Genomic DNA, 24,700 nt, shown 5'->3' with positions numbered 1-24,700 from the left:
CGGCGCCTTTGCCCACCTGCCCCGGGCCCGGGATGGGGGCGGCCCGGGATGGGGGCGGCCCGGGCCGACCGCGCGGTCCGCGCGGTCGGGCACCGCGCTACTGGCGGAGCGCCCAGCCGCGCTCGCGGAGGGAGGCGCTCAGGACCTGGGCCGCCGCCGGTTGCACCATCAGTTGCACGACGCCCGCCTGCTGGCCCGTCGCGTGTTCGATGCGGACGTCCTCGATGTTCACGCCCACCCGGCCCGCGTCCGCGAAGATGCGGGCGAGCTCGCCGGGCTTGTCGCTGATGAGGACCGCGACGGTCTCGTACGCCGCCGGTGCCGCGCCGTGCTTGCCGGGGACGCGGGCGCGGCCGGCGTTGCCGCGGCGCAGCACGTCCTCGATGCCCTCCGCACCGGTGCGCCGCTTGGACTCGTCGGCGGCCTGCAGCGCCCGCAGCGCCTGGACCGTCTCGTCCAGGTCCGCGGCGACGCCGGCCAGCACGTCGGCCACCGGTCCGGGGTTCGCGGAGAGGATGTCCAGCCACATCCGGGGGTCGGACGCTGCGATCCGGGTCACGTCCCGGATGCCCTGCCCGCACAGCCGTACGGCGGTGTCGTCGGCGTCCTCCAGGCGGGCCGCGACCATCGAGGAGATCAGCTGCGGGGTGTGCGAGACGAGGGCGACGGCGCGGTCGTGGGCGTCCGCGTCCATCACGACGGGGACGGCCCGGCACAGCGCGACCAGTTCCAGTGCGAGGTTCAGCACCTCGGTGTGGGTGTCGCGTGTGGGCGTGAGCACCCACGGGCGGCCCTCGAAGAGGTCGGCGGTGGCCGCCAGGGGTCCGGAGCGCTCCTTGCCGGACATCGGGTGCGTACCGATGTACGCCGACAGGTCCGCGCCCAGCGCCTCCAGCTCGCGGCGGGGCCCGCCCTTGACGCTGGCGACGTCGAGGTAGCCGCGCGCGACGCCCGCGCGCATCGCCTCGGCGAGCGCGGTGGCGACGTGCGCGGGCGGCACCGCGACGACGGCGAGGTCCACACGCCCCTCGGGCGGCTCGTCCGTGCCCGCGCCCAGCGCGGCGGCGGTGCGGGCCTGCGCCGCGTCGTGGTCGACGAGGTGCACCTCGACGCCGCGCCCCGCGAGAGCGAGCGCGGCGGAGGTGCCGATCAGTCCTGTTCCGATGACGAGCGCGGTTCTCACTGGGCCATGTCCTTGCGGTGTCCTTGCCTGGGTGACGCGGAGCGTGGTGCGGCGTCTGCGGGCGGCTGCTGCGTTCAGCCTAGTCAGCGCGCCCGGGCGGGGCCGCGACGACCGTTCCCCGAGACGCCCGTGCCCCGGCGCCTGCGCTACAACTGGCGCATGCTCTTTCATGTCGTGCCGGTGGACGAGTGGACCGCCGACGTCGCCGGCCCGTACGCCCCGGCCTCTCTCACGTCCGAGGGCTTCGTGCACTGCTCCGCGGACGAGTCCGCCGCGCTCGCCGTCGCGGACGGCCCGTACCGCGACGTGGCGGACCTCCTGGTGCTGGTCATCGACGAGTCGCTGCTCACCGCCGAGGTCCGCTGGGAGGGCTCCCGGGACATGCTCTTCCCGCATGTGTACGGCCCGGTCGCGCGGGCGGCCGTGACCGGGGTGCTCGCCGTACGGCGGGACGAGGACGGCCACGCCCGGGAGCTGACGCCCTGGGTCTGACCGCGCCGCGCCCTTCGGTGGGCCGGGGGACGGACATGCCTGCGCGGTTGCTTCACCAGAGGTGCCGGGAGCGCAAGGATGCTGGTTGCCCCGGTGGTCGGGGCGAGGAACGTCCCGAACCGAAGGAGAGTGGCATGGACACGCGCCGAAGGTCGGTCCTGGCGGCGGGAGCGGCGGGAGCCGTCGCGCTGGTGGCGGGCTGCGCGGACGGCGGCGACGCCTCCACGCCCGCCCCCACGGAGGGGGCCGCGACACCGACGGACAACGCGCAGGCTTCGGCGCCGTCCGGCGAGGAACTGGCCAGGACCGCGGACATCCCGGTCGGCGGCGGAACCGTCTTCAAGGAGCAGGAGGTCGTGGTGACGCAGCCGGCGGCCGGGCAGTTCAAGGCGTTCTCCGCGATCTGCACGCATCAGCGGTGCACGGTGGGCTCGGTCAGCGACGGTCTCATCAACTGCCCCTGTCACGACAGCAAGTTCCGCATCGAGGACGCCTCGGTCGCGGCGGGCCCGGCGAAGCGGCCGCTGCCGGCGAAGCAGATCACCGTCGAGGGGGACTCCATCCTGCTCATGTGACCGCCGGCGCGGTGTCGTAGCCTCGCGCGCATGACTCCAGAGGCTCTCGTCCGCGATCACACGATCTACTCCTGTGTCATGGGGTCGCGGGCGTTCGGACTGGCGACGGAGTCCAGCGACACGGACCGCCGCGGGGTCTTCCTGGCCCCGACCGCGCTGTACTGGCGGTTCGTCAAGCCGCCGACGCACGTGGAGGGCCCGGCGGAGGAGCAGTTCTCGTGGGAGCTGGAGAGGTTCCTCGAACTGGCCCTGCGCGCCAACCCGAACATCCTGGAGTGCCTGCACTCCCCGCTCGTCGAGCACGCCGACGACACGGGCCGCGAACTGCTCTCCCTGCGCGGAGCGTTCCTGTCCCGCCGGGCGCACGAGACGTTCGTGCGGTACGCGGACGGGCAGCGCAGAAAGCTGGAGGCGGACATACGGCAGTACGGCACGCCCCGCTGGAAGCACGCCATGCACCTCCTCCGCCTGCTCACCAGCTGCCGCGACCTGCTGCGCACCGGCGAGCTGGTGATCGACGTCGGCGCCGACCGCGACCGGCTCCTGGAGGTCAGGCGGGGCGAGGTGCCGTGGGAGCGGGTCGAGTCGTGGATGACCCGCCTGTCCGAGGATGCCGACGCGGCGGCCCGCACCACCCCGCTCCCACCGGAACCGGACCGCGCCCGGGTGGAGGACTTCCTGGTGCGGGTGCGGAAGGCATCGGCGGGGTGAGGCGGCGCGTCAGTACGTCTCCTCGGCCCGTTGGACGGTCAAGGCGCCCGTGAGCGGGGTGCCCTCGGTGCCGCGGCGCACCCGCCGAAGGACCTCCATGGTGATGTCGGGGTCGTTCTCCATACGCGTCCTGGTCACGAGCCGGCTCAGGGCTGTGAACGCGGACGGCTCGTCCGGGAGCTCCGTCCTGTCCTGCGATGCGTCCAGCGCCGCGTGGAGCGCCTCGACGTCCGTCCGGACCCGTGCCTCGTCGAGGCCGACGGCCGACCCGTGCTCGGCCTCGGACTTCGCGGCGATCAGCTCCGGCACGTACCCCGGCGCGCGCACGTGGCCGAGCAGTGTGGGCAGATGGGCCTCGACCTCGCCGCTGCGCATCACGTGAATGCCGGTCAGCAGCGCGCGGAACGTGTACAGCAGCGGCTTGAGTTCGCCGGTCTTCTCGAACAGCCGCCACTGCGTCCGCGCGAAGCCGCGGTAGTGATGCGCGTGGTGACGTGTCAGTACGCCCGGTGCCAGCGACACGAGCTCCGCGTGCGCCTCGGTCGTGGCGACGACGAGCGGCGACAGCAGTTGCTCCAGCACATAGCCGTTGCGCCGCAGCATCAGCCGGACGAACTTGCGCAGGTCGTGCGTGACCAGGTCCATCTCGACGCCGTCGCGCTCCCACATCCGCGTGGTCGTCTCGTCCGGCTCGTGCAGTCCGACGAGATCGGCGATGGGCAGCAGATGCGCACCTCGCAGATCCACGTCCGAGTCCCGGGACGGGAATCCGTACAGGTGCGCCCCGGAGACCGTGGCGAAGACGAGGTGGCCGGGCTGCGGCGGCACGGCCGTGGCGAGGTCGGTCAGGTCGAGCTGATCGGTCATGGATCAAGCGTCCCAGAGCGCCCCGAGAGCCAGCAGCTCCTCCCCGTACTCGATCCGCTCCGCCCACTCGTCCGGCCACGCGTCCGCTCCCAGGTGCGCGCCCGCGAAGGCGCCCGCCAGGCAGGCGAGCGAGTCCGAGTCGCCCCTGGTACAGGCCGCGCGGCGCAGGGCCGTCAGGGGATCCTCGGGGAACATCAGGAAGCACAGCAGCGATGTCGCCAGCGCCTCCTCCGCGATCCAGCCGTCGCCGGTCGCCAGGCACGGGTCCAGCTCCGGCTCGGGGGAGCGCAGCGCGGCCGCCAGCCGTTCCAGGATCTGCAGGCACTCGTCCCAGCCGCGGGCGATGAAGGCCTCGGGCGTCGGGTCGTGGGAGTACGTCCACAGGTTGCCGAGCCAGCGCTCGTGGTAGCGGCCACGGTTCTCGTACGCGTACGAGCGCAGCTGTCCGACCAGGCCGGTCGGCTCCGCGCCCTGCGCCAACAGGTGCACCGCGCGCGCCGTGAGGTCGCTCGCCGCGAGTGCCGTGGGGTGCCCGTGCGTGAGCCCGGACTGCAGTTGCGCGGCGCCCGCGCGCTGGTCCTCGTCGAGGCCGGGTACGAGGCCGATCGGCGCGACGCGCATGTTGGCGCCGCATCCCTTGGAGCCGATCTGGCTCGCCGCCTGCCAGGGGCCGTCGCCGTCCAGCTCCCGGCAGGCCACCAGGCAGGTCCGGCCGGGGGCCCGGTTGTTCTGCGGCGAGTGGTACCAGTCGACGAACTCCTCGCGCAGCGGGCGCTGCAGACGGGAGGCGACCAGCCGCCCGCGCTCCGTGGCGGTGCACAGGGCCCGGCCGAGCGCGAGCGTCATCTGGGTGTCGTCGGTGACGACGGCGGGCTTCGGCAGTGCCATCTCCCGCCATGGGCCGCACTTGGCCAGGATCGAGGGCACGTCATCGAACTCGGTGGGGAAGCCCAGCGCGTCCCCGAGAGCCAGGCCGACGAGTGATCCCGTGGCGGCCCGCTTGGCGGTGGTCATGGCTGCCGTCCTTCCGGTCGCAGGAGTGGTGGGTGCAGCGCGGTGGCGGTGCCCGCCCGGTAGAGGGCGGCCGGCTTCCCCCGGCCGCCGGTGCGGCGCGGTCCGCCCTCGACGGCCTCGACGAAGCCGGGGGTGGCGAGGACCTTGCGCCGGAAGTTGGGCCGGTCGAGCTCGACGCCCCAGACCGTCTCGTACACCCGCTGCAGTTCGCCGAGCGTGAACTGCGGGGGGCAGAAGGCCGTGGCCAGGCAGGTGTACTCGAGCTTGGCGCCGATCCGGTCGTGGGCGTCGGCGAGGATGCGGTCGTGGTCGAAGGCGAGCGGTGTGGCCCGGCCGAGAGGTGTCCAGCGGGCGCGGGCGGCGTCGCCGCCGCCGCGTGGTTCGGGCAGGCCCGGGACGAGTGCGGTGAACGCGACGGAGACGACGCGCATCCGCGGGTCGCGGTCCGGTTCGCTGTAGGTGCGCAGCTGTTCCAGGTGCAGTCCGGCCGCCGTGTGCCGGGACAGGCCGGTCTCCTCGGCCAGTTCGCGGCGGGCGGCCGACTCGGCGGACTCGTCGGGCAGGAGGAATCCCCCGGGCAGCGCCCAGGCGCCGCGGTAGGGCTCCTGCCCCCGTTCGACGAGCAGGACGTGCAACTCGCCCTCGCGGACGGTGAAGACGGCGAGGTCGACGGTGACGGCGAAGGGCGGGAAGACGCCCGGGTCGTAGCCCTGCATCAGCGCCGCTCCGGCAGAGGGTCGGCGAGCTGCCAGCCCTCGCCGATCAGCGTGTCCACGGCGGCGACGGCCCGTGCGAGCCGCTGCTCGTGCGGCCCGGTGAGCTCGACCGTACGGCGGCCGGTGCGGGCCAGTTCCTCGCGGAAGCGGCCGGTCATCCACGGGCGCAGGTGCTCCCCGTCGCGCAGGCCGTCGTCCTCGAAGGCGACGCCCTCGTGGTCGGTGAGCAGCCACAGGTGCTGGGTGCGGGGCTCCGGGGCCACGGGGTAGGGCGCGCCCATGTACCGCTCGTGCCAGATCGTCGTCGCGAAGGCGTCGGTGTCGCAGAAGAGGACCGGGGAGCCGGAGCGCGCGGCCTCCTCCTCCAGCTCCGCCTGGCGGCGGGCGATCAGCGGGAACTCCTCGGAGGCGAACACGACGTCCGGCCAGTCGGCGCCGGGCCGTACGGCGCGCAGGGCGGCGAGTTTGCGCTCGCTGAACTCCCGCCCGTACTCGGGTACGTACCGGGTCCGCGCCCACACGCCGCCGCGCGCCCGGTAGTGCTCGGCGAGCGCCTCCGCCATGGTCGTGGTGCCGGTCGACTCGGCGCCGACGACGACCACGCGGCGGGCGAACGCGGCGCGCACGGGCGCCTCGAGGAAGTCCCAGCAGCCGACCGGGTCCTTGCGTACGGCCGTGCCGGAGACGGGGTGGCGGACGCGGTCGGGGTCGACGCACACGGACGTGGCGCCGAAGCGGCGGCCGAGTTCGTCGCCATACGCCTCCGAGGTGAAGACGGCGTCCACGGGCTCGGGGACGGCGGCGCGGAAGACGGCCATGTGGGCGTCCCAGACGGCGGGATCGGTGACGTCCACCGGGACGTCGTCCACGGCCCCGACGACGCGCACGTCCGGGTGCGCCTCGCGCATCCAGGCGACGCGGTCCGCGAGCGGCACGCTCTCCACGGAGGCGGCGCACACGAGCACGGTGAGCCGGTCGCAGCGGCCGGCCGCGGTGCGGACGAGATGGTGGTGACCGGCGTGCGGCGGATAGAACTTGCCGAGCACGAGTCCGTGCCGGAATCGGCTCATGCGGCGGCCTCCGCGGCCCGCTGCTGCCCGATGACCGCGTCACGCGACCAGTTGCGCAGGCCGATGACGCAGAGCGTCATGAAGCCGACGTACAGCAGGGAGGTCAGGTACAGCTCCTTGTACGCGTAGAGCGGGATGTAGACGATGTCGGCCGCGATCCACAGCCACCACGACTCCAGGCGCTTGCGGCACTGGCCGTAGGTCGCCATCAGGGACAGGGCGGTGGTCAGCGCGTCCCAGAAGGGGACGGTCGAGTCGGTGGCGCGGTCGAGCAGGAGTGTCAGCGCGAGAGTCCCCATCGCCCCCGCCGCGAGCAGCCACGTCCACTCGGTGCGGGTGGTGCGTCGCACGGGCAGCGTGCCGGAACCTGGTCCACCCCCGTGGGTCCAGGTCCACCAGCCGTACACGGCGAGGGTGATGAAGACGACCTGCAGGCCGGCGTCGGCGTACAGGCCCGCCTGGGAGAACAGCAGGATGAACAGGACGTTGTTGGCGATGCCGATCGGCCAGTTCGCGATGTGCTGCCGGGCGACGAGCCAGACGCAGAGCGCGCCGCTGCCGAACCCGAGGAACTCGGTCCAGCTCACCGGCGTGCCGAGCACGGTGAACAGCGGTTGCTGCAACGGTTCGACGATGTCCGCGAGACTCATGCCCGCCCCCTTAATAGTCAGGCTGACTATAAACGGCTCCGGGTGCGCGCCACAAGACGGCAGGAGCCCGCGACCGAGAACGGTCGCGGGCTCTTGCGGCGGTTTGCGCTGTTACAGACCGACTTCCTTCATCAGCATGCCGACCTCGGTGTTGGTCAGGCGGCGCAGCCAGCCCGACTTCTGGTCGCCGAGGGTGATCGGGCCGAAGGCGGTCCGCACGAGCTTCTCCACCGGGAAGCCCGCCTCGGCCAGCATGCGGCGCACGATGTGCTTGCGGCCCTCGTGGAGGACCACCTCGACCAGGTAGTTCTTGCCGGTCTGCTCGACGACCCGGAAGTGGTCCGCCCGGGCGTAGCCGTCCTCCAGCTGGATGCCGTCCTTGAGGCGCTTGCCGACCTCGCGGGGCAGGGGGCCCTGGATGGCGGCGAGGTACGTCTTCTTCACGCCGTACTTGGGGTGGGTGAGGCGGTGGGCCAGCTCGCCGTGGTTGGTGAGCAGGATGATGCCCTCGGTCTCCGTGTCGAGGCGGCCGACGTGGAACAGCCGCGTCTCACGGTTGGTCACGTAGTCGCCGAGGCACTGCCGGCCGTCCGGGTCCTCCATCGTGGAGACGACACCGGCGGGCTTGTTCAGCGCGAAGAACAGGTACGACTGGGTCGCCACGGTCAGGCCGTCGACCTTGATCTCGTCCTTCTCGGGGTCGACGCGGACGCCCTGCTCGATCACGATCTCGCCGTTGACCTCGACACGGCCCGCGTCGATCAGCTCCTCGCAGGCACGGCGGGAGCCCATGCCGGCGCGCGCGAGCACCTTCTGCAGCCGCTCGCCCTCCTGGTCCTCGAAGGTCTTGGGGGTCTTGATCTGCGGCTTGTTCTCGTACCGCTCGCGGTTGCGCTGCTCGGCGCGGGCCTCGTACTCGCGCGAGCGCGCGGGAGCGGTGCGGCCGCCGCCGCGCTGGGGGGACTGCTTCGGGCCGCCCTTGGCGCCGCCGCGGGCCGCGCCGCCGCGGCCCTTCTTCGGGCCCTCGGAAGGCGTGCCCACGTCGTAGCGGCGCTCCTCGGGGCGGGGCTTGCGGGGCCTGCCCTGCTTGTCGTCGCGGTTGTTGCCGGCACCCCGGGGGTTGCCGCGCCCGCCGCTGCTGCCGCCGCGGCTGCCGCTGTTGCCACCACGGCTCCCGCCGTTGTTTCCGCTGCTGTTCCTGCCGCTGCTGCTTCGCATCAAAGTTCCGTCTTGTCGTCTGCGTCCTCACGATCCGGTGCATCCGGATCGAACGACGGGAGCCCTTCCTGCGTCTCCGCCTCGATCGCGTCCGCCTCGGGGAGGAAGGGCGCGAGCTCCGGGAGCTCGTCCAGGCCGCGCAGGCCCATCCGCTCCAGAAAGTAGTTCGTCGTCCTGTACAGGATCGCACCTGTTTCGGGTTCCGTGCCCGCCTCCTCGACCAGACCCCGCTGGAGGAGGGTGCGCATGACGCCGTCGCAGTTCACTCCGCGCACCGCGGAGACCCGTGAACGGCTGACGGGCTGGCGGTACGCGACGACCGCGAGCGTCTCCAGGGCGGCCTGCGTGAGCCGGGCGTGCTGGCCGTCGAGGACGAAGCGCTCGACGGCCGCGGCGTGCTCGGGGCGGCTGTAGAACCGCCAGCCCCCCGCGACGAGCCGCAGCTCGAATCCGCGCCCCTGCACCGTGTACTCGTCCGCGAGCTCCCGCAGGGCGTCCGCGACGGCCCTGCGGGGCTGCTCCAGCACCTTCGCGAGGTGCTCCTCGGTGGCCGGCTCGTCGACGACCATGAGGACGGCCTCCAGCGCGGGCTTGAGCTCGCTCACTCCTTCTCCTCCACAACCTGGTCGAACTCGTCGGTGACGGTCACCGCCGCGGCCCCGTTCCCGGCCGCCCACGTGACCGTGAGCTCCCCGAGCGCCTCCTGCTGGTCCAGGACGAGGGCCTTCTCGCGGTACAGCTCCAGCAGCGCCAGGAAGCGCGCCACGACGGTCAGGGTGTCGTCGACGCCCTCGGTCAGCTCGCGGAAGGTGGCTCTGCCGCGCTCCCTGAGCAGGGCGACGACCACCTCGGCCTGCTCACGGACGCTGACGAGGGGCGCGTGGATGTGGTCGACGTACACCTGCGGCTTGGGCTTCGGCTGCATCGCTTTGACGGCGAGCCTCGCGAAGCCCTCGGCCCCGATGCTGATGACGACGTCGGGCAGCAGCTCCGCGTGGTGCGGCTCCAGCCCCACGGTCCGTGGGAAACGCCGGGCCTCGTCGTCGAGCCTGCGGTCGAAGATCTCGGCGATCTGCTTGTACGCGCGGTACTGGAGCAGCCGCGCGAACAGGAGGTCCCGCGCTTCGAGCAGCGCGAGGTCGGCCTCGTCCTCCACCTCGGCGGCGGGGAGCAGCCGGGCTGCCTTGAGGTCGAGGAGCGTCGCGGCGACGACGAGGAACTCGGTGGTCTGATCGAGGTCCCAGTCGGCGCCCATGGCCCGGATGTGCGCCATGAACTCGTCGGTGACCTTGGAGAGGGCGACCTCGGTGACGTCGAGCTTGTGCTTGGCGATGAGCTGAAGGAGGAGGTCGAAGGGCCCTTCGAAGTTCGCCAACCGCACGGTGAACCGCCCGTCACCGCCTCCCTCGGCCGACGCCTCCCTGACCGCCCCGTCGGAACCCTCCGCACCACCGGGAGCCATGCCCTCCGGGTCCGAGCCCTCCACCGCGGGCTCGCCCGCGTGGCGCGGCGCACGCGTCTGGGGGGCCGGGGGCTCGCCCCCGGTTTCGGGGAGGGGCGGGGCGGGGGAAACAACCCCTGCCGCACGCTCCCCCACCTCACGCAGCGCACGCGCCGGGGGCTCGCCCACGGGATCCGCCCCGGCCGGAGCCTCCGCCGCGGGCTCGCCCGCGGCGCGCGGCGCGGGCCCCGTGCCCGGGCCGCGGCCCAGCGCACGGCGGCGCGACGGGCGGGACGTGTCGTCGGTCGGGGGCATCGTGGTCCAGGACGGGGAGCGGCGCAGGCGGGCAGGCCCGCAGGCTACCGCGTCAGCGTCCGCGCAGACGCCGCACGAGGATGCTCGCGTCGCCGCGCTGCTCCAGGTCGGCCAGCACCACCGCCACCGCCTCGCGCACGATGCGCCCGCGGTCGACGGCCAGGCCGTGCTCGCCGCGCAGCACGAGCCGCGCGTGCTCCAGGTCCATCAGTTCCTCGGCCGAGACGTAGACCGTGATCTTCTCGTCGTGCCGTTCACGGCCACTGGGCCGGCGGTTGGCGCCGCGCCCACGTCGGCGCGTCGCGCCGGCCGTCGGCTCCTCGCCCGCCGGCGCCGGGCGGCCCTTGGCCGCGCCTGACGCCGCCTCCGCGGCCTCCGTGCCCCGGCTGCGTTCCTCGACGGGAGCCTCCGCCTCGGCAGCCGCGGAGTGCTCCTGCGAACGGGACGACGGCGTGCCGTCCGCCGCCGGGTCGCTCTCCCCCGCCGGCGCCGGCACCCGCGGCTCACCGTTCGTCTGCCTGCGCGGGGTCGACGCCTGCAGCGCCGTGCCCCCGGTCGTACGGAACAGCTCGTCGGCCCCGGGCAGACTCACTCGGCGTGACACCGGGCGAGCACCTCCCTGGCGAGCTGGCGGTAGGCGGCGGCGCCGACGGAGTTGGACGCGTACGTGGTGATCGGCTCACCGGCCACCGTGGTCTCCGGGAAGCGCACGGTCCGGCCGATCACCGTGTGGTAGACGTGGTCGTCGAAGGCCTCGACGACACGCGCCAGCACCTCGCGGCTGTGCACGGTCCGGGAGTCGTACATCGTGGCGAGGATGCCGTCGAGCTCCAGCTCGGGATTGAGCCGCTCCTGGACCTTCTCGATGGTCTCGGTCAGCAGCGCGACACCGCGCAGCGCGAAGAACTCGCACTCGAGCGGCACGATCACCTTGTGAGCCGCCGTGAGCGCGTTGACGGTCAGCAGGCCGAGCGAGGGCTGACAGTCGATCACGATGTAGTCGTAGTCGGACATCAGCGGCTTCAGCGCACGCTGCAGCGTCGACTCGCGCGCGACCTCGCTCACCAACTGCACTTCCGCGGCCGAGAGATCGATGTTGCTCGGCAGCAGGTCCATGTTGGGCACGGCGGTCTTGAGCAGCACCTCGTCCGCGGACATGCCGCGCTCCATGAGGAGGTTGTAGACCGTCAGGTCCAGCTCCATGGGGTTGACTCCGAGGCCCACGGACAGCGCGCCCTGCGGGTCGAAGTCGACGAGCAGCACCCGGCGTCCGTACTCCGCGAGTGCCGCGCCCAGGTTGATGGTCGACGTCGTCTTGCCGACGCCGCCCTTCTGGTTGCACATCGCGATGATCTTCGCGGGACCGTGATCGGTCAGCGGGCCGGGGATCGGGAAGTACGGCAGGGGGCGCCCGGTGGGGCCGATCCGCTCGCGGCGCTGACGGGCAGCGTCGGGCGCGAGGGTGGCCGCGTACTCGGGATCGGGCTCGTACTCGGCGTCGGGGTCGTAGAAGTGCCCTTCGGGGACTTCCTCGTAGGCGGCGAAGTGGGTGGACTCTCGGCCACTCTCGTTGCCGGCCATGGCGTTCACGTGTTGGCCGTCCATCATCTTCATCGTGTGGGGTGTCGTCATGTGCGTCGTGTGCTGGTGCGTCGCGAAGGGGCGGACAGCGACGGAGCCGACAGCCTCGAAACCGTTCGACGGGTCCTGGCCCGCAGAAGCCGTTCCTGGTTGACCACCCCCGGGAGTAAATATCGACTCATTCACAAGTCGTCTTACCTCCTTGGACGTGACCAGGAAACTTATCGATAGGTCAGCGTGGCACCATGCCGACGGTTGGCGACTCTATGGCGTGTCACCGGTCCGCAGCAACACAATCCGCCGGACCCGGCCCGATGTGTCGGCAATCGAACACCCTGCTGTCAAGAGCGCAGAGCCCTTTCCGCGTGCTCCCGAGCACAGGTTTCGTCGACGGGCGAAACGGCTAAAGGGTTACGTTCGAGGCGAGTTGAGCGAGCGCGGCGAACCGGGCCGGAACACGCGTCCGGCCGGACCTTGCGGCAAGGTCCGGCCGGATGCGTGACGTTGACGACGTCGGTTGACTCGTCAGCCGAGCAGCGCGCTCAGCTCGATGCTCTCGAGGCCGTGCGCCTCCGCGACCTCCGTGTAAACCACCTTGCCGTCATGGGTGTTGAGGCCCTTGGCGAGCGCGGCGTCGCGGCGGAGCGCCTCGACCCAGCCGTTGTTGGCCAGCGACACGATGTAGGGGAGCGTGGCGTTGGTCAGCGCGTAGGTGGAGGTGTTGGGCACCGCGCCGGGCATGTTGGCGACGCAGTAGAAGACCGAGTTGTGGACCTGGAAGGTCGGCTCGGCGTGGGTGGTCGGACGGGAGTCCTCGAAGCAGCCGCCCTGGTCGATCGCAATGTCGACAAGGACACTTCCGGGCTTCATCTTGGCGACGAGCTCGTTGGTGACCAGCTTCGGGGCCTTCGCACCGGGGATGAGGACGGCGCCGATGACGAGGTCGGCCTCGATGACCGCCTTCTCCAGCTCGTAGGCGTTGGAGACGATCGTCTGCACCTTGGTGCCGAAGATCCTTTCGGCCTCGCGCAGCTTGTTGATGTCCCTGTCGAGCAGGGTGACGTGGAAGCCCATGCCGACGGCGATCTGCGTGGCGTTCCAGCCGGAGACGCCGCCGCCGATGACCACGGCCCTGCCGGCGTGGGTCCCGGGGACGCCGCCGGGGAGCACGCCGCGGCCGCCGGCCGAGCGCATCAGGTGGTAGGCGCCGACCTGCGGGGCCAGACGGCCCGCGACCTCGGACATCGGGGCGAGCAGCGGCAGTGCGCGGTTCGCGGTCTCCACCGTCTCGTACGCGATGGCGGTGGTGCCGGACTCCAGGAGGGCGTCCGTGCACTCGCGGGACGCGGCGAGGTGCAGGTAGGTGAAGAGGGTCTGGTCCTTGCGGAGGCGGTGGTACTCCTCGGCGATGGGCTCCTTGACCTTCAGCAGCAGGTCGGCGGTGGCCCAGACCTCGTCGGCGGTGGGGAGGATCTGCGCACCGGCGGCGATGTACTCGTCGTCCGTGATCGAGGAGCCGACACCGGCGTTCTGCTCGACGAACACCTGGTGGCCGTTGCGCACGAGCTCGTGCACGCCGGCGGGGGTGATGGCCACCCGGAACTCGTTGTTCTTGACCTCGCGGGGGATACCGACCTTCACGTCGATCACGGTCCTTGGCTCAGGGGATGTTTCGGTCAATGCCATAGATACCCAGGCACACAGCGCGCACCGGGACACACCACGAGAAGACGTGGCGCAGCCAGTCTAATGAAGGATTTCCCGCTGTCTAGCCTTACAAAGCATCAATCCTCTTCGAGACCACTACGGATTTCGTAGGTGGAAGCCTCGGTTCCAAGCAGTCTTTCCGCAGTGAGCCTGTGCAGCCGCGCCGCGGCCGGATCACCGAGACGGTCGAGCGTGTCGGCCAGTCTGAGCTGCAGCGCGGCCTGCAGACGTACGTCCCCGGCGCGCCGCGCCCATTCCACGGCCTCGCGGCAGGTGTGCAGCGACTCCTCCGGCCGTCCCGCGTACTCCTGAACCCGGGCCACCTCGCTCAGCGCCCGTGCCTGGGCCGGGACGTCGCCGAGCCTGCGATATCCGGCGGCCGCCGCCCGCCAGCTGCGCAGCGCCTCTCCGTAGCGGCCCGCGTAGGTGTGGGCCGTGCCGAGGCGTCCGTACAGCCGCGCCGCGTCGGCCTGCTCTCCGCGCGCCTGGCGTTGCGCGAGCGCGCGCCCGTACCAGTCGGCCGCCCTCTGCCAGTCCCCCAGCTCCTGGTAGGCACCGCCGACGGATTCCATCGCGCGGCCGGTCGCATAGGGGTCATTCGCTGCCCGGCCCGCGTCCAGCGCGGCCCGGTAGCGGGTGAGTGCGTCCTCGGTGCGGCCGGTCCTGGCGTCCAGGTCGGCGAGGTTCAGCAACGCCGCGGCCCGCTCCCGGTGCAGACCGCGTCGCTCGGCGACGTCGAGCACCAGCCGGTGCAGTCCGTACAGGTCGGGCGCGGCGGCCTCCGTGCCCTGGTGCGCGGCAAGGGCTCTGACCAGGGCCGCGACCAGCCTGCGGGCCAGCGTGTCCAGCTCGCCGTCGTCGACGGCGAGCCGTGCGGAGGCCAGCAGCGCGGGCCGGTGCGCCCGCAGCCACGCGTCGGCCTCGCCGACGGAGGTGAAACGCAGCGCGCGGGGAAGGCCTGCCAGCTTCTTGCGGGCCGGTGACCCCTCGGGCTCGGTGACCGCGCGGCACGCCTGGAGACGGCGTACGGTCCGCTCCAGCATGCGGGCCCTGGCGAGCTGCACCTCGGCGGGCCGGTCGCTGACCTCGTACAGCGCGCGCAGCAGGGGGGCGAGACAGCCGGGCACCTCGAAGCCGTCCCCGGCGGTGTGCAGCAGACCGAGTTCGGCGAGACCGCCGAGGGTGGTCCGGGCGGCGACCACCGAGCAGCCGGCCAGGGCGGAGGCGGTGTGGGCGTCGGCGAAACCGGCCGGGGCCAGGGCGAGCAGTCGCAGTATCCGCGCGGCGGGCTGCGGCAGGGACTCGTAGACCAGGCGGAACGCGCGGGCCAGCGGCCGTACGCCGCGCGGCTGCTCGCCGTCGTCCGGCAGGGCCCGCAGCCGCTTGGCGGCGTCGGCGACCGACGCCCCGGGCCGGGCGGCCAGCCAGCCGCCGACCAGGACCAGCGCGGCGGGCAGCCCGCCGCACTCCTCGGCGACCGCCTCGGCGGCCTGCGGGTCCACCGTGATGCGGACCTCGCCGGTGAAGGCGGTGAGCAGTTCGATGGCGGCCTTGGCGTCCATGCCGCCGACGGTGCAGGGGCGCACGCCGGGGATGCCGGTGAGCGGCCCGTCGGAGACGGCGACGACCAGGCAGTCGGGGTTGTCGGGCAGCAGCAGGTCGACGTGCTCGGCGTCGTGGGCCTCGTCGACGAGGAGCAGCGCACGGCGTACGGCGAGGGCGTCGCGGACCAGCTCGGTCAGTTCGTCGTCACCGGCGCCGGGCGGCGAGGCGACGCCGAGGTCACCGAGCAGGTGCCGGGCGGCTTCCTCGAGGGGTACGGGCCGGCCGCCGGGCTCGGCAAGCCGGACCCGCAGAACGCCGTCCGGGTATCGGTCCGCGAGCTGCCGGGCGAGCTCCTCGGCGAGCGCGGTGCGCCCGGAACCGGGCCGCCCGGCGATGAGGAGGACGCGGGCACGGGCGGCCTTGCGGCCCGCGAGGGTGTCGAGTCCGGCGTGTTCGATGTCGGCGTGCAGTGACTTCAGTTCCCGCTGGCGGCCGAAGAAACGGTCACCACGGCCGGAGCGAACGGCATCCGCCCGGTCGGGGCCGCCCAAGTCCAGCGCCTGATCCGTCACGGGTCACGCTCCAGTCCGTCCGCGCACGAGCCGAGCCCGCCGGGGCTCCGCACGGGCGGTTCGAGCGTAGTTCACGCTCTGCGACGAACCGTGCGGAGCGGCCGGGGACGACGCCGCGATCGCTCGATCGGATCAACGGATCTTCATATTGGTGGGGTTGACGTACCCGCCAGCCCCGGCCTGGCCGGGACGGAGGCCGCGTCACGCCTCGAACGGGCGGGCCGGCCACGGGGCCTGTGCCTCGCGCAGCGCGTCGAAGCCCTCGCCCGCGCGCGCCGCCACCGCCGACAGGACACCGACGACCAGGCACGTGTTGTGCAGGTCCCCGGCGAGCACCCCGTGGACCAGCTCCTCCAGAGGCACCCGTGCCAGCTCCATGTCCGCCTCCTCCTCGGCGACCTCGAAGCGTTCGCCGTCCGCCGCCGACAGGTCGCGCGCCAGGAAGATCCGCACGGCCTCGTCGCAACCGCCCGGGGTGGTGTAGACGTCGGTCAGCACCCGCCAGTCCTCGGCCTTGACATGCGCCTCCTCGTACAGCTCCCGCTGGGCCGCGTGCAGCGAGTTCTCCCCGGGCACGTCCAGCAGGCCGGCCGGGATCTCCCACAGCTTGTGGCGCACGGGATGCCGGTACTGGCGCAGCACCAGCACCCGCCCCTCGTCGTCGAGGGCGAGGACGGCGACCGATCCCGGGTGGACCTGGTAGTCCCGCTTGACGACCGATCCGTCGGGCATGACCACGTCGTCGGTGCGGACGCTCGTCTTGTTGCCCCGGAACGGCGTCTCGGTCGCGGTGACCCGCCACACCTCGGGCGTGTCCTTGATGGTCATCAAAAGCGTCCTTCCACCACGCACAAACGGAAACCGGGGCACGGACCCGCAAGGTCCGTACCCCGGTCAACCGTATCGCCTGCGGTTACGCGCCCGACGTGCGCGCGGCCTGCTGCCGCTCCACGGCCGCCTTCACCAGACCGGCGAACAGCGGGTGCGGACGGGTGGGGCGCGAGCGCAGCTCGGGGTGCGCCTGGGTGGCGACCAGGTAGGGGTGCACCTCGCGCGGGTACTCGACGTACTCGACGAGCTTGTTGTCGGGGGACGTGCCCGAGAAGAGGATGCCCGCCTTCTTCTCCAGCTCCGCGCGGTAGGCGTTGTTCACCTCGTAGCGGTGGCGGTGGCGCTCCTCGACGTACGGCTGGTCCGCGTAGACCTCGCGCACGATCGAGCCCTCGGCGAGCTTGGCCGGGTACAGGCCGAGCCGCATGGTGCCGCCCAGGTCGCCCGCGCCCTCCACGTACGCCAGCTGCTCCTCCATGGTGGAGATCACCGGGTGCGCGGTGGCCGCGTCGAACTCGGTGGAGTTCGCGTCGGGGATCTCGGCCAGGTTGCGCGCGGCCTCGATCACGATGCACTGCAGGCCCAGGCACAGGCCGAGCAGCGGGACCTTGTTCTCGCGGGCCCAGCGGATGGCGCCGACCTTGCCGTCGACACCGCGCTCGCCGAAGCCGCCGGGGATGACGATCGCGTCGACGTCGCCGAGCTGCTTCTGCGCGCCCGCCTGCGTCTTGCAGTCGTCGGAGGTGACCCACTTGACCTTGACGCGGGCCTTGTTCGCGAAGCCGCCGGCGCGCATCGCCTCGGTGACCGACAGATAGGCGTCGGGCAGGTCGATGTACTTGCCCACCAGCGCGACGGTGACCTCGTGGTCGGGGTTGTGGACACGGTCCAGCAGGTCGTCCCACGTGGTCCAGTCGACGTCGCGGAACGGCAGGTCCAGCTTGCGCACGACGTACGCGTCCAGGCCCTCGGTGTGCAGCACCTTCGGGATGTCGTAGATCGACTTGGCGTCGATGGCGGCGACGACCGCGGCCTCGTCGACGTCGCACATGAGCGAGATCTTGCGCTTGATCGCGGTCGGCACGTCACGGTCCGCGCGCAGCACGATCGCGTCCGGCTGGATACCGATGTTGCGCAGCGCGGCGACCGAGTGCTGCGTCGGCTTGGTCTTCAGCTCGCCGGACGGGCCGATGTAGGGCAGCAGCGAGATGTGCACCACGAAGACGTTGTCCCGGCCGACCTCGTGGCGGACCTGGCGGACGGTCTCCAGGAACGGCAGCGACTCGATGTCGCCGACGGTGCCGCCGACCTCGGTGATCACCACGTCGACGTCGTCGGTGGCCATGCGGCGGATGCGCGACTTGATCTCGTTGGTGATGTGCGGGATGACCTGCACGGTGTCGCCGAGGTACTCGCCGCGCCGCTCCTTGGCGATGACCTGCGAGTAGACCTGGCCGGTGGTGACGTTGGCCGAGCCGTCGAGGTCGACGTCCAGGAAGCGCTCGTAGTGGCCGATGTCCAGGTCGGTCTCGGCGCCGTCGTTGGTGACGAACACCTCACCGTGCTGGAACGGGTTCATGGTGCCCGGGTCGACGTTCAGGTACGGGTCGAGCTTCTGCATGGTGACCCGCAGGCCCCGTGCCTTGAGCAGCGCGCCCAGGCTGGAGGCCGTGAGGCCCTTGCCGAGGGAGGAGGCGACACCCCCGGTGACGAAGATGTGCTTGGTCGTCATGGATTTGGGCGGCATCGCCAAGAGGGGGCTCCCGTGGTCGCGAGGTGGGGTGCGTGCCGGCGTCCGACCCGGATTCGGGGGTGCCGTCGCTGCGGTTTCGGGGCCTTCTCGTATCGGGACGGCCACCGGTCCACGGGGTACCAGGGTATCAGCGACGGGCCACGGCCGCTTCCGGCCACACCCGCCGACGCGCCCGGGACGCGTACGGGCCGTTCACCGCAGCCCGCCTGCCGCTCGCCCGTTCGGCGCAGTCATGTTGTCCGGACACCTGCGCGCATCACTTGCGTGCGTCGTATCCTGCTCGGACACTCGCTGCCGAGCCGGGCCGGTCGACCGGCACCACGGAGCCCCGTCACCCGGAAAATCCGGCACCCCCACACCATGCGGGTGGCGACGGTGCCACTGTGGTGTTTGGGGTCACCGCGGCTCGTCAACGACCCTTGACTGCAGTAAGCGCCCCGCGGGGCGGACGTGGCCGTTCGACTGGAGATGCACGTGGCCGGGCGCATCGAGGATTACGCACTCATCGGAGACATGCAGACCGCAGCTCTGGTCTGCCGGGACGGCACGGTCGACTGGCTGTGCCTGCCCCGCTTCGACTCGCATGCCATCTTCGCGGGGATCCTCGGCACCGAGGAACACGGATTCTGGCGGCTCGGGCCGGCGTACAGCGTGAACGACGCACCGCCGGCCGCCGACCGCCGCCGCTACCGCGGCGACTCGCTGATCCTCGAGTCGGAGTACGACACGCCCCGCGGCACGGTCCGCGTGACCGATTTCATGCCGCCTCGTGACGGTGCGCCCCAGCTGATCCGGATAGTGGAGGGTGTCAGCGGCCGGGTGCCGATGCGCTCCGAGCTGCGCATGCGGTTCAGCTACGGGCGCGTGGTGCCGTGGGTGCACAAGATCGACAACCGTACGGTCGCCGTCGCCGGGCCCGACTCCGTCTGGCTGGACACCGACGCGGAGACGTACGGCAAGGACCTGACCACCTACTCGGACTTCACGGTCTCCCCCGGCGAGCGGATCACGTTCACGATCAGCTGGCAGCCCTCGCACAGGGAGCAGCCGGCCCTGCCGGACCCCGAGGGCTCTTTGGACGCCACCGTCGACTTCTGGCGCGAATGGGTCGATCACTGCACCTACCACGGCCCCTACCGCGAGGCCGTCGTCCGCTCCCTGATCACGCTGAAGGCCCTGACGTACGCGCCGACCGGCGGGATCGTCGCCGCGCCGACGACGTCGCTCCCCGAGGACATCGGCGGCGTACGGAACTGGGACTACCGCTACACCTGGCTGCGCGACGCGGCGATCACCCTGTCGTCGCTGCTGCGCACCGGATACCGCGAGGAGGCCCGCGCCTGGCGCGAGTGGCTGCTGCGCGCGGTCGCCGGCGACCCCGAGAACCTGCAGATCATGTACGGAATCGCGGGCGAACGGGAGCTGGGCGAGGCCGAGTTGGACTGGCTGCCGGGCTACGAGAACTCCAGCCCGGTCCGCGTCGGCAACGGCGCCGCGCACCAGCTGCAGCTCGACGTCTACGGCGAGGTCACCGAGGCCCTGCACCTCGCGCACATGACCGGCCTGGCGCGCAACGACTACGCCTCGCTGCTCCAGCTCAAGCTGATCCAGTACCTGGAGAAGCACTGGGACCAGCCCGACGAGGGCATCTGGGAGGTCCGCGGCCCGCGCCGGCACTTCGTGCACTCCAAGGTGATGGCCTGGGTCGCCGTCGACCGCACCATCAAGCTCATCGAGTCCGGCGACGCCGACGGACCGCTGGACCGCTGGCGCGAGTTGCGCGACGAGATCCACCGGGACGTCTGCGAGAAGGGCTACGACAAGGAGCGCAACACCTTCACGCAGTCGTACGGCTCGCAGGAGCTCGACGCCTCCCTGCTGTTGATCCCGCAGATGGGCTTCCTGCCGCCCGACGACAAGCGGGTCATCGGCACGATCGAGGCGATCCAGCGGGAGCTGTCGACGTCCGACGGCTTCATCCTGCGCTACCCGACCGAGGGCGCGGAGGAGGGCGTGGACGGCCTGCCGGGCGACGAGGGCGCGTTCCTCGCGTGCTCGTTCTGGATGGCCGACGACCTGGCGATGATCGGCCGGGTCGACGAGGCCCGCAAGCTGTTCGAGAAGCTGCTGGCCCTGCGCAACGACCTCGGGCTGCTCGCCGAGGAGTGGGACCCGCGGCTCCAGCGGCAGGTGGGCAACTTCCCCCAGGCGTTCAGTCACGTTCCGCTGATCGACACCGCCCTGCGGCTGACGGCCTCGGGCGCGTACGGAGGCTGATCCGTGTTGTTCCTGGTCGTGCCGCCCCTGTAGCGTCCGCAGCCATGGACACGCAGGGCGGCATCACCGTGCAGCGGGCACTGGAGCTGCACGGCCTCCGCAGCGGGCTGCCGGAGGTCCTGGCCGGAGCCGACCGGCTCGACCGCACGGTCCGCTGGGTGCACGCCGGTGAGGTGCCCAACATCGCCTCGCTCCTCAAGGGCGGCGAGCTGCTGCTGACGACCGGCCTGGGGCTCGGCACCAGGCCGGCCGAGCAGCGCGCCTTCGTGAACCGGCTCGCGGAACGCGGGATCGCCGCGCTCGTCGTCGAGCTGGGGTCGCGCTTCACGCGCCTGCCCGCCACGATCGTCGAGACGGCCCGCGCGGCGGGGCTGCCGCTGGTGCAGCTGCACCGCGAGGTGCCGTTCGTGACGGTGACGGAGGAGATCCACACCGAGATCGTCAACGGCCACTACGCGCTGCTGCGGCAGGCCGAAGAGGTGAACCGGCGGTGCACCGAGGCGCTGCTGGCCGGCGGCGGAGTCCCCCAGGTGCTCGGCATCCTCGCCTCGTTCACGGGCGACCCGGTCTTCCTGGAGACACCCGACGGGCAGCTGCTGTACGCGGCGGACACCCCCGGCGACGAGGCGGCCGTCGCCGATCCGCTCCAGGTGTGGGAAGGGCTCCGCGGCGGGCGCCAGGACGGGCCGCCGACGAACGCCGTCCTGGTGGACGTGCCGGGCGGCGGCCGGGGCACGGCCGCGGTGCGCGCCCGGCTGGTGCTGCTGGCGGTGTCGTCCCCGCTGCTGCCCGTGCACCGCATCGCCGCGGAGCGCGCGGCGGCATCGCTCGCGGTCGTCCTCATGCAGGCCCGCCAGGAGGAGGAGCTCGCGGCACGTGGCCGCGGCGACTTCCTGACCGACCTCGCCGAGGGCCGCATCGCTCCCGAGGACGCCCCGGCACAGGCCCGCGTGCTCGGTTTCAAGCCGGGCTCGGGGCCGCTGCTGCCGGTGGTGATGCGGCTCGCCGCCGAGCTGACGCCGACGGGCAACTGGGCCGTGCTCGCCCGGGCCGTCTCCGATGCGCTCGCCTCCCTCGGAGTGCCGGTCCTGCTCGGCGTACGCCCCGTGGAGGGCCGCGTCCCGCTCCTCGTCGGCCTCCGGGCGGAATCCGACCGGACGGCGGTCGCGGGCCGGGTCGCCGACGCCCTGCGCACGGGCGTCGAACGAGCGGGCCTCGGGAGGGCGGCGCATCCGCCGGTGGTCGTGGTGGGCGTGGCGGGGGGCTGGGCCACGGCGGGCGCGGGGCTGCGGCACGCGGCGGAGACCGCGACGGCGGCCCGAGGTCTGAGCGACCGCCCCTGGTACGACGCCCGTCGTCTGGACATCGACCTGCTGCTGTGGCGACTGCGCGAGCATCCGGACCTGGCGGCGTTCGTGGACCGCGCGATCGGCCCGCTGCGGGCGCACGACGTGACGTCGCGCCCGCCGCTGCTGCCGACGCTGGAGACGTATCTGGCCCACGCGGGCCGCAAGGCGGAGACGGCGCGCGAACTGCATCTCAACCGGCAGACGCTGTACAACAGGCTGGCGCGGATCGGGGAGCTGCTGGGCACGGACCTGGACGACCCGGAGACGGTGCTCTCCCTGAGCCTGGCCCTCCGCGCCCGCCGCCACGCCCCCTGACCCGGGGGCCGCCGCCCCCGTGCCCCCTTGGCAGGGCTCCGCCCCGCACCCCGCGTGCGACGCGCCTGTCGGGGCTCCGCCCCGAACCCCGCGACTCAAACGCCGACGGGGCTGGGTCTGCCCGGCGTACTTGTCGGAGCTCCGCCCCAAGCCCCGTGCCTCAAACGCCGGCGGGGCTGAATGCAGCCCGTCTGGGGGCCCCACCCACGGCCGCCAGGCCGTAGGGGGAGATTGAGGACACCGCGCGGAGCGCGGTACGGGGTCTGGGGCGGAGCCCCAGTCGTTGTCGCAGGAGCGGCGTAGCCAGCCCGTCCGGCGATTGAGGACACCGCGCGGAGCGCGGTACGGGGTGCGGGGCAGAGCCCCAGTTACGGGATGGGGGCACCTCCCACGGCCGCCAGGCCGTAGGGGGAGGGCGGGGTGGGGAAAGCGCCCCGCGCAGCGGCACCCCCCACCCGGCGCCGGCATCGGGGACACCGCGCGGAGCGCGACACGGGCCTGGGGCGAAGCCCCGGGAAAACGCGCCTCACCCCCCGCCCGCCACCTCGTCGTACACGCTCAGCATCTGCGCGACCGTGTCGTCCTCCGACGGCCACGCCCCCGCCTGCACCCGCCCCGCCCGCGCCAGCTCCTCCCGGCGCGCCGGATCAGCCAGCAGTCCCGACACCGCCGACGCCAGCGCGTCCGCGTCCCCGTAGGGGACCAGCACCGCCGCCTCGCCGACCAGTTCGGGCATGCCGCCGACCGCCGTCGCGACCAGGGGGACGCCCAGCCGCAGCGCCTCCTGCGCCAGCACCGAGCGCGCCTCCCAGCGGCTGGGCAGGACCACGACGTCCGCGGCCGCGAGGATCTCGGCCGCGTCGTCGCACCGGCCGAGCAGCCGCACCGGCAGGTCCTCGTCCTCGATGCGCCGCTGGAGCGCGGACCGCTGAGGCCCCTCCCCCGCGATCAGGAGCAGCGGCGCCGGGTCCAGGGCGCGCCACCGGCGGGCGGCGTCCAGCAGCACCCCGTAGCCGCGGTGTTCGTCGAGGCTTCCGACGGCGACCAGCAACGGCCGCTCCACGGCACCCAGTTCCGCGCGCTTCTTGTCCGGGCGGCCCGGCGGCACGCAGGCGCGGGGCGTCGCGAGCGGCGCGAGCCGGGCGTCGCGGGCGCCGCGCTCGCGCGCCCGGTCGACGAGCTCGGAGCAGGTGGCGAACACAACGGCCGCCGCCCGTACGGCCCTTCGTTCGACGAGCCGCAGGACCTGGCGCCGCGCGCCCTCACCGTGCCCGCGGGTGTGCCATGTGACGACGAGCGGCACGCGCTGCCCGCTCAGCGCGAGCGCGGAGCGCACGGCGGCGTGCAGCCCGTGCGCATGCACCACGTCCGCGTCGGCGCACGCCGTGCGCAGCGCGCCGACGGACAGCGGATCGCTCCGGCGCGGCACGGGCACGAAGTGCGCGCCGGCGCCCAAGTAGTCATATTTGTCGTCGAGTTCGGCGGGGGCGCACACCGTCACCCGCACGCCCCGCGCCACCAGCCCCGCGGCCAGCGACCTGACGTGCGCGCTGCTGCCCGCACTGCCGCCGCCCAGCACCTGGACCGTACGCAGCTCAGTCACGCGCCAAGGATGCCAGCCCGTACGGACGTTCCGGCACCGTCCTGATGTCGTGCCTGTGTCGGAACGGGGTCCTCGGTGACGGGATCACTCACATAGGTGAGTCGGCCGCGATCCTGCTGACGTCGGCTCCCCTTGCCGCCGCCGTGACGAGGGCCGCCGCGTGCAGGAGGAGTCCTGCGCGGCCGTTGCCCGCGACGACGGCCGTACCGAGCGCCGCGCCCAGCGCATGGGCGCCGGTGTCGCCGAGCATGGTGCGCTCGCCGAGGTCGTCCGTGACGACGGCGGCCGCGGCGCCGACCGGCGCGGCGGCGAGCGCGCCGGCGGCTCCCCGGCGCAGCAGGCCTGGGGCGCCGAGCCCCATGACGGCGAGGGCGGCACGCCCCGGTGCCACGTCGACGAGGTTGACGAAGTGCGCGGAGCCGGCGATCACCACCCCGGCGAGGAGCTTGTCGAGCGGGCGTTCCTTGAGCATCGCCCCGGCGACGAGCCCGGCGGCGCCGATCCCGAACAGTTTGACCGCCCCGCTGGTCACCTCGCCCTGGCGCAGGGCGCCCAGGTGGGCCCGGAAGCCGCGCCGCGGGTCGCCGGCGCCGGCGATGTCGTCGTACGCCCCGCACAGCCCGGCCACACCGACGGCGATCGTCGCGGCGCCCTGCGTGCGGGCGGGCAGGGCGCCGATCACGGACCCGACAGCGACGGCCGGTCCGGCGAACAGGTCGACGGTGCGTCCGGCGTAGTTCGTGCGCTCCCAGCGTGCGGAGCCGGGGGCCACGCGCCGCCGCAGCGCCGCGGTGACCGACCGCGTGGCGCCGAAGGCGGTGAGGAGGGCGGTGGTCCGGGCGGGGCTCCTGGTGTCCTGGCCTGCTCGCATGGGCCCCACCCTATGATCACGCGCGTTCGCCGCCGCGCCGCCCC

At 72.7% G+C, this 24,700-nt stretch carries 22 protein-coding genes; 5 read left to right on the top strand and 17 right to left on the bottom strand.

The features are described 5' to 3' along the window. Positions 1-97: 97 nt before the first annotated feature. Positions 98-1,183: a prephenate dehydrogenase gene (locus tag QFZ82_RS30550; protein ID WP_307716204.1), complete on the bottom strand. Its 1,086-nt coding sequence runs from the start codon at positions 1,181-1,183 to the stop codon at positions 98-100. 159 nt (positions 1,184-1,342) lie between these two features. Between QFZ82_RS30550 and QFZ82_RS30545 the strand changes: the two genes are divergently transcribed. From QFZ82_RS30545 to QFZ82_RS30535, 3 genes are all read left to right on the top strand, one after another. Next, complete coding sequence (locus QFZ82_RS30545) at positions 1,343-1,675, top strand: DUF952 domain-containing protein (RefSeq protein WP_307716203.1); 333 nt, start codon at positions 1,343-1,345, stop codon at positions 1,673-1,675. 134 nt (positions 1,676-1,809) lie between these two features. After that, entirely contained in the window at positions 1,810-2,250 is a 441-nt protein-coding gene (locus tag QFZ82_RS30540; protein WP_307716202.1) for a Rieske (2Fe-2S) protein, read from the top strand. A gap of 30 nt (positions 2,251-2,280) precedes the next feature. Further along, positions 2,281-2,961 carry a DNA polymerase beta superfamily protein gene (locus QFZ82_RS30535; RefSeq protein ID WP_307716201.1) on the top strand — a complete coding sequence of 227 codons (681 nt, stop codon included), beginning with the start codon at positions 2,281-2,283 and terminating at the stop codon, positions 2,959-2,961. 9 nt (positions 2,962-2,970) lie between these two features. Here the strand turns inward: QFZ82_RS30535 and QFZ82_RS30530 are convergent, their stop codons facing one another. The 14 genes from QFZ82_RS30530 to QFZ82_RS30465 all read right to left on the bottom strand — a co-directional run bounded on the left by QFZ82_RS30530 (position 2,971) and on the right by QFZ82_RS30465 (position 18,235). Then, the gene (locus tag QFZ82_RS30530) at positions 2,971-3,828 is read right to left on the bottom strand and encodes a DNA polymerase beta superfamily protein (RefSeq protein ID WP_307716200.1); all 858 of its coding nucleotides are present in this window, start codon (positions 3,826-3,828) and stop codon (positions 2,971-2,973) included. A gap of 3 nt (positions 3,829-3,831) precedes the next feature. Next, on the bottom strand, positions 3,832-4,842 hold the full coding sequence (locus QFZ82_RS30525) for an ADP-ribosylglycohydrolase family protein (RefSeq protein WP_307716199.1): 1,011 nt from the start codon (positions 4,840-4,842) through the stop codon (positions 3,832-3,834). After that, positions 4,839-5,558: an NUDIX domain-containing protein gene (locus QFZ82_RS30520; RefSeq protein WP_307716198.1), complete on the bottom strand. Its 720-nt coding sequence runs from the start codon at positions 5,556-5,558 to the stop codon at positions 4,839-4,841. The genes QFZ82_RS30525 and QFZ82_RS30520 overlap by 4 nt, the downstream gene beginning before the upstream one ends. Further along, entirely contained in the window at positions 5,558-6,628 is a 1,071-nt protein-coding gene (locus QFZ82_RS30515) for an AAA family ATPase (protein ID WP_307716197.1), read from the bottom strand. The genes QFZ82_RS30520 and QFZ82_RS30515 overlap by 1 nt, the downstream gene beginning before the upstream one ends. After that, entirely contained in the window at positions 6,625-7,278 is a 654-nt protein-coding gene (gene pnuC, locus QFZ82_RS30510; RefSeq protein ID WP_307716196.1) for a nicotinamide riboside transporter PnuC, read from the bottom strand. The genes QFZ82_RS30515 and pnuC overlap by 4 nt, the downstream gene beginning before the upstream one ends. 111 nt (positions 7,279-7,389) lie before the next feature. After that, positions 7,390-8,496: a pseudouridine synthase gene (locus tag QFZ82_RS30505; protein ID WP_177151127.1), complete on the bottom strand. Its 1,107-nt coding sequence runs from the start codon at positions 8,494-8,496 to the stop codon at positions 7,390-7,392. After that, positions 8,496-9,065, bottom strand: coding sequence for an SMC-Scp complex subunit ScpB (gene scpB, locus QFZ82_RS30500; protein ID WP_256356215.1), 570 nt, complete (start codon positions 9,063-9,065; stop codon positions 8,496-8,498). The genes QFZ82_RS30505 and scpB overlap by 1 nt, the downstream gene beginning before the upstream one ends. A gap of 32 nt (positions 9,066-9,097) precedes the next feature. After that, positions 9,098-10,252, bottom strand: a complete 1,155-nt coding sequence (locus QFZ82_RS30495; protein ID WP_307716195.1) for a ScpA family protein — start codon at positions 10,250-10,252, stop codon at positions 9,098-9,100. A gap of 52 nt (positions 10,253-10,304) precedes the next feature. Next, the gene (locus QFZ82_RS30490) at positions 10,305-10,856 is read right to left on the bottom strand and encodes a hypothetical protein (protein ID WP_307716194.1); all 552 of its coding nucleotides are present in this window, start codon (positions 10,854-10,856) and stop codon (positions 10,305-10,307) included. Continuing rightward, complete coding sequence (locus QFZ82_RS30485) at positions 10,841-12,007, bottom strand: ParA family protein (protein WP_177151154.1); 1,167 nt, start codon at positions 12,005-12,007, stop codon at positions 10,841-10,843. The genes QFZ82_RS30490 and QFZ82_RS30485 overlap by 16 nt, the downstream gene beginning before the upstream one ends. 351 nt (positions 12,008-12,358) lie before the next feature. Further along, positions 12,359-13,474 carry an alanine dehydrogenase gene (gene ald, locus QFZ82_RS30480; RefSeq protein ID WP_307716193.1) on the bottom strand — a complete coding sequence of 372 codons (1,116 nt, stop codon included), beginning with the start codon at positions 13,472-13,474 and terminating at the stop codon, positions 12,359-12,361. Positions 13,475-13,617: 143 nt separating this feature from the next. After that, on the bottom strand, positions 13,618-15,657 hold the full coding sequence (locus tag QFZ82_RS30475; protein WP_373429348.1) for a tetratricopeptide repeat protein: 2,040 nt from the start codon (positions 15,655-15,657) through the stop codon (positions 13,618-13,620). A gap of 201 nt (positions 15,658-15,858) precedes the next feature. Further along, positions 15,859-16,485 carry an NUDIX hydrolase gene (locus QFZ82_RS30470; RefSeq protein ID WP_307716192.1) on the bottom strand — a complete coding sequence of 209 codons (627 nt, stop codon included), beginning with the start codon at positions 16,483-16,485 and terminating at the stop codon, positions 15,859-15,861. 85 nt (positions 16,486-16,570) lie between these two features. Further along, a complete protein-coding gene (locus QFZ82_RS30465; RefSeq protein WP_307716191.1) occupies positions 16,571-18,235 on the bottom strand; it encodes a CTP synthase in 1,665 nt (554 codons plus the stop codon). Positions 18,236-18,715: 480 nt separating this feature from the next. Between QFZ82_RS30465 and QFZ82_RS30460 the strand changes: the two genes are divergently transcribed. Further along, positions 18,716-20,518 carry a glycoside hydrolase family 15 protein gene (locus tag QFZ82_RS30460; RefSeq protein WP_307717893.1) on the top strand — a complete coding sequence of 601 codons (1,803 nt, stop codon included), beginning with the start codon at positions 18,716-18,718 and terminating at the stop codon, positions 20,516-20,518. Between the two features lie 44 nt (positions 20,519-20,562). Continuing rightward, the gene (locus tag QFZ82_RS30455) at positions 20,563-22,182 is read left to right on the top strand and encodes a PucR family transcriptional regulator ligand-binding domain-containing protein (RefSeq protein WP_307716190.1); all 1,620 of its coding nucleotides are present in this window, start codon (positions 20,563-20,565) and stop codon (positions 22,180-22,182) included. 526 nt (positions 22,183-22,708) lie between these two features. Here the strand turns inward: QFZ82_RS30455 and QFZ82_RS30450 are convergent. Then, positions 22,709-23,785, bottom strand: a complete 1,077-nt coding sequence (locus QFZ82_RS30450; RefSeq protein ID WP_307716189.1) for a glycosyltransferase family 4 protein — start codon at positions 23,783-23,785, stop codon at positions 22,709-22,711. 88 nt (positions 23,786-23,873) lie between these two features. After that, complete coding sequence (locus tag QFZ82_RS30445; RefSeq protein ID WP_307716188.1) at positions 23,874-24,656, bottom strand: hypothetical protein; 783 nt, start codon at positions 24,654-24,656, stop codon at positions 23,874-23,876. Positions 24,657-24,700 lie beyond the last annotated feature (44 nt).

Origin of the sequence: Streptomyces sp. V4I23 (assembly GCF_030817975.1) — a bacterium.
GTDB lineage: Bacteria > Actinomycetota > Actinomycetes > Streptomycetales > Streptomycetaceae > Streptomyces.
The sequence above is the reverse complement of the archived record's forward strand: the minus strand, read 5'-3'. Positions and strand labels throughout refer to the sequence as shown.